At 37.1% G+C, this 4,722-nt stretch carries 6 protein-coding genes; all 6 read right to left on the minus strand.

From position 1 onward, the window contains the following. A partial coding sequence (locus tag V7137_RS24270; RefSeq protein ID WP_335700448.1) for an oligosaccharide flippase family protein occupies window positions 1-447 on the minus strand: 447 nt, incomplete at its 3' end. 20 nt (window positions 448-467) lie between these two features. Continuing rightward, on the minus strand, window positions 468-1,085 hold the full coding sequence (locus V7137_RS24275; RefSeq protein ID WP_335700452.1) for a sugar transferase: 618 nt from the start codon (window positions 1,083-1,085) through the stop codon (window positions 468-470). Between the two features lie 80 nt (window positions 1,086-1,165). Further along, the gene (galU, locus tag V7137_RS24280) at window positions 1,166-2,059 is read right to left on the minus strand and encodes a UTP--glucose-1-phosphate uridylyltransferase GalU (protein WP_335700449.1); all 894 of its coding nucleotides are present in this window, start codon (window positions 2,057-2,059) and stop codon (window positions 1,166-1,168) included. A 323-nt stretch (window positions 2,060-2,382) separates the two neighbouring features. Then, window positions 2,383-3,147: a tyrosine-protein phosphatase gene (locus V7137_RS24285; RefSeq protein WP_335700450.1), complete on the minus strand. Its 765-nt coding sequence runs from the start codon at window positions 3,145-3,147 to the stop codon at window positions 2,383-2,385. 88 nt (window positions 3,148-3,235) lie between these two features. Further along, window positions 3,236-3,946: a CpsD/CapB family tyrosine-protein kinase gene (locus V7137_RS24290; RefSeq protein ID WP_335700453.1), complete on the minus strand. Its 711-nt coding sequence runs from the start codon at window positions 3,944-3,946 to the stop codon at window positions 3,236-3,238. Further along, window positions 3,927-4,673: a YveK family protein gene (locus V7137_RS24295; RefSeq protein ID WP_335700451.1), complete on the minus strand. Its 747-nt coding sequence runs from the start codon at window positions 4,671-4,673 to the stop codon at window positions 3,927-3,929. The genes V7137_RS24290 and V7137_RS24295 overlap by 20 nt, the downstream gene beginning before the upstream one ends. Window positions 4,674-4,722: the final 49 nt, after the last annotated feature.

Genomic DNA, 4,722 nt, shown 5'->3' on the forward strand with positions numbered 1-4,722 from the left:
TGTTGCAATAAACCCATGAACTGTTAATATAATTACTCCCAGAAAGGCATAGAAAAATAATTTAGCTAATTTATGGTTATTATAGATATCCAAAGCAAGAAAATCCGACATCTTTATCCCTATTAGGAAAATAGCTATCCCTATTATTACTCTGAAGAAAAAGCCCACTAATAGAATAACTTCAGAATCTTCTCTTTCCTTATTTGTCAAATTAACAATAGAGTTAGAAATTCCAGAGTCGGCAATTGCAAGTAGTAGTGTTAGTAGTGAAATAGTTAGAGTATAAAAAGAAATGTTTTCTGGGCCAAAAAATCTTGCAAGGAGTACAATGCAAAGGAAATTTAGTCCCTGAGCAAAGGCGTTCCCCATAAAAACAATTAATGTATCTCCAACTATTTCATTTTTTTTAATTGTTCTTGCTACAGTATTCTTTAATTCAAGTCTCAAGTCTTTCACCTACTTTGAATTTAAAACGCATCCTTTGAACCAAATAATACTTTTATTGTTTTAAAAATTATTTTTACATCATACAAAACACTTCTTTTACTGATATACTCCAAATCCAGCTCAACCATTTCCTCAAAACCTAGACTGTTTCTTCCACTCACTTGCCATAGTCCGGTGCAGCCTGGCGTCACCATTAATCGCTGCATATCGTAATCAGTGTAAATGGCAACTTCTCGAGGGAGTGGAGGACGCGGACCAACTAAACTCATATCACCTTTTAATACATTAAATAGCTGGGGAAGTTCATCAATACTTGTCTTTCTGATGAATTTCCCTACCTTTGTAATACGTGGGTCGTCTTTCATTTTAAACATCGCACCATTTATTTCATTAAAATTTAGTAACTCAGCCAACTTTTCTTCGGCATTTGATACCATCGATCGAAATTTGTACATTTTAAATTCTTTTCCATTTAACCCCACTCTTTTTTGCGAAAAGAAGATTGTTCCTCTAGGATCTTCCACTTTAATTAGAATGGCGATTATCATAAAAAGAAAACATAAAAGAATAATTCCCATTGAAGCACCGATAATATCAATTAATCTTTTTATGATATGGTATAACTTTCGATCATGCATAGTTACTGTCGTTTTTTGTTTATCTAAATAAGCAACCTCTTGATTTGCTAGATTGGACAACCTCAACCCCTACCCTCTCTCTATAACATAGCCTTTTCTTTTTCTAATGAAGAAACTAAACTTCTCAAGTAATCTATCATATCATCATGGAGGTCATTATGCTGCAAGGCAAATTCTATCGTTGTCTTTACAAAACCAAACTTTTCACCAACATCATAACGGATACCTTCGAAGTCATAGGCAAAAACGCGTTGAATTTGATTTAGTTTTTGAATCGCATCGGTTAACTGAATCTCTCCGCCTGCTCCTTTTTCCTGACGGTCAAGAAACATGAATATTTCTGGGGTAAGTATGTAGCGGCCCATAATCGCTAAGTTTGATGGAGCTGTCCCTAGTTTTGGCTTTTCAACAAAGTTGTTAACTTGATAACGACGACCTTCTTGTGAAGATGGATCAATAATTCCGTAACGGTTTGTTTCCGCATCAGGAACCTGTTGAACACCAATCACAGAAGAAAATGTTTCCTCATATTGGTGAATCAATTGACGTAAACACGGTGTTTCACTCTGTACAATATCATCTCCTAAAAGAACGGCAAATGGTTCATTTCCAATAAAGTTTCGTGCAGACCAGACTGCATGTCCAAGACCTTTTGGTTCCTTTTGACGAATATAATGGATATCTGCAAGATTTGTTGCGTACTGAACTCTATCAAGAAGATCGTATTTTTCTTTCTCCATTAAATTCTGTTCAAGCTCTATAGCATTGTCAAAATGATCTTCAATTGCACGTTTTCCTTTACCTGTTACAATGATAATATCTTCAATACCAGATGCCACAGCTTCTTCCACAATGTACTGGATTGTTGGTTTATCTACAATTGGAAGCATTTCTTTTGGCATGGCTTTGGTTGCTGGCAAAAATCTTGTTCCCAGCCCTGCAGCTGGAATAATTGCTTTTCTTACTTTTTTCATCTCTTTTCCCCCCAATAGTTTATTTTCGTTTATTAAAATACTCTTTCATCCACTAAAGCACGTGGGCAAAAAAATAAATACCTAATGGAATTGCAAGTGCTTTCACACCTATTCTTTCATTAGATATTTATTGTTTTATTAAAAATCGGGCATCTAACCCGGCCTCACATCGTGCTTTTGACGACAGGCGTCTAAGGCCCTCGGAAGGACCCACAGCACAATCGAGTGCCCCCATCGATAACGGGCAGGGAGCCTCGCCGTTCAGGTGAAAAGACCTGAACAAGATGTAGATAATAATCTGTCATTCTTATCGGCTTAGTCGGCTAAAAGATGTTAAAAAACCTCTTCTTTTTAATTCGTTCAGGAACTTCTTTGAATACATGACCGCCTTCAATCACGATTTCTGCATTTTCCTGAAATAAATAAACCATGTCATTTCCGTACTTTGCTTGAACTATGTCGAATGCCTCTCTCATTTTAAATGTCCGATTGCTCGTATTATGTGCATCCGATGCAATGAAATGAGTGAGATTCGCTTCTACTAATTTTAGAGAAAAACTTTTTATCTTCTTTCCAAAGTCCCCACATATACTTGCTGCTGTTACCTGAGTTAAGGTCCCTTTATCGACTAGCTTATATAGAACTTCCGGATTTTCGATGATTTCTTGATTTCGTTCTGGGTGAACAATTACTGGGACGAGACCCTTCATTTGCAGATCATAGAACAGCTTTTCTGTATATCTTGGTACATGGGTAGAAGAAAACTCTACTAACACGTATTGTGTCTGATCAATCGGGAGAATTTCACCATTTTCGAAACCTTCAACCAGTTCACCGTAAATCCGTGTTTCTTGGCCAGGTAGAACGTTTAAATCAATCTTTTCTTCTCTTAATGCCTTGTTTAATTCTCTCACCCTATCAATAATCGACTTCTTCGGGTTCTCATAACGATTGTTCAAATGATGCGGTGTAGCGACAATGGTGTGAATCCCTTGTTCGACAGCCTTCTTGGCCATCTTGACACTTTCCGACAAATCCCTTGCCCCATCATCAATACCTGGTAATATATGACAATGTAAATCGATCATTGGTCACACACTCTTTCCAATTTATTGTTATTTTTATGCGACATTTATAATAATATCACGTGTAAAGGGAGGAATTTGTCGAAATTTGTTACTTCGCCCCATAATAATAGTAATAATCTCCACTTTGCGCTTCTTTATGATTTAAAACGACACCAAGCAGCTTACTTTGTGCATGTTCAAGTAATTCTTTTGCCTTTTTCGCTAGGTCGATTTCTGTTTTCTCGCTATAGACCACCATGATCGAACCGTCACATTGATTCGCAAGGATTTGCGGATCCGCCACCGCTAATAATGGCGGGGTATCAAAGATGACATACTCGAACTGAGATTTAGCATCTTCAATAAATTGTTCCATAGATTTTGAGCTTAATAGTTCTGCTGGATTTGGCGGAATCGGTCCGCTCGTTAAAATGTATAAATCCTGCACGCTTGTTTCAAGAACTGTTTTTTCAAGTGTCTTTTGCTTGGTTAACACTGTTGTGAAACCAAATAAGTTATTTATACCAAATGTATGGTGAACTGTTGGTTTACGAAGATCGGCATCTACAAGCAGTACCTTTTTACCGAGTTGGGCAAATGTAACAGCAAGGTTTGCCGCAGTTGTTGACTTTCCTTCCCCTGGTCCTGAAGATGTAACCATAATGGCCTTCATTTCTTTATCAACGGAGGAAAACTGGATATTCGTTCGAATCGTTCGATATTGCTCAGAAATGGGTGACTTCGGATCAACCGCTGTTACAAGTTTACGTCTCGAGTCTTTACTGTTCATTTTCTTCTTTTTAAGCGCCAATGTTCTCATCCTTTCCTGTTGATTTTCTTGAAGCACGACGCGCAACGGATTCTTCCATCTTTTGATCATCGATCAAGGCAATAACACCTAAGACTGGAAGACCTAGAACCTTTTCGATATCTTGTTCATTTTTAATCGTGTTATCAAAGTACTCAAGTAAGAAGGCAATTCCGACACCAGCCATTAACCCGACCACAATTGCGATTGCCACGTTTAATAGTGGTTGTGGTTTAATTGGTGATGGATTTTCACCAACATCAGCTTTTGCCAAAATGGTCACATTGTCAACTTTCATGATTTTAGCAATTTCTTGTTTAAAGACTTCTGCAGTTTTGTTAGCAATTTGCGCGGCTACTTTCGCATTTTCATCCTGAACAGACAAGTTAACCACCTGAGAATTTGTTTCGCTCCCCACTGTAATCTTGCCTTTTAGTTCTGTTGCAGTCATGTTTAAATCAAGCTCTTTCGAAACGATATCTAAGATTGCTGGGCTTGTAATGATTACATTATAGGTATTAATTAATTGAAGATTTGTTTGAACTTCATTTGCACTGTATAATTGTTCACTCTTCTTTTGGTTAACGAGTATCTGTGTAGAAGCCTGATAAATCGGGGTTAAGAAAAAATAACTTACGACTCCACTAATGATGGCTGCAATGACAGTTATCGACACGATTAATAGCAATCGTTTTTTTAATGTCTCGAGCAATTCTTTTAAACTAATAGTCTCTTCCATTTTGTCCTCCTAAATTTGCATTTACAAAACATTGTCTATTATATCATAA

The organism is Neobacillus drentensis (assembly GCF_036962765.1).
Taxonomy (GTDB): domain Bacteria; phylum Bacillota; class Bacilli; order Bacillales; family Cytobacillaceae; genus Neobacillus; species Neobacillus drentensis_C.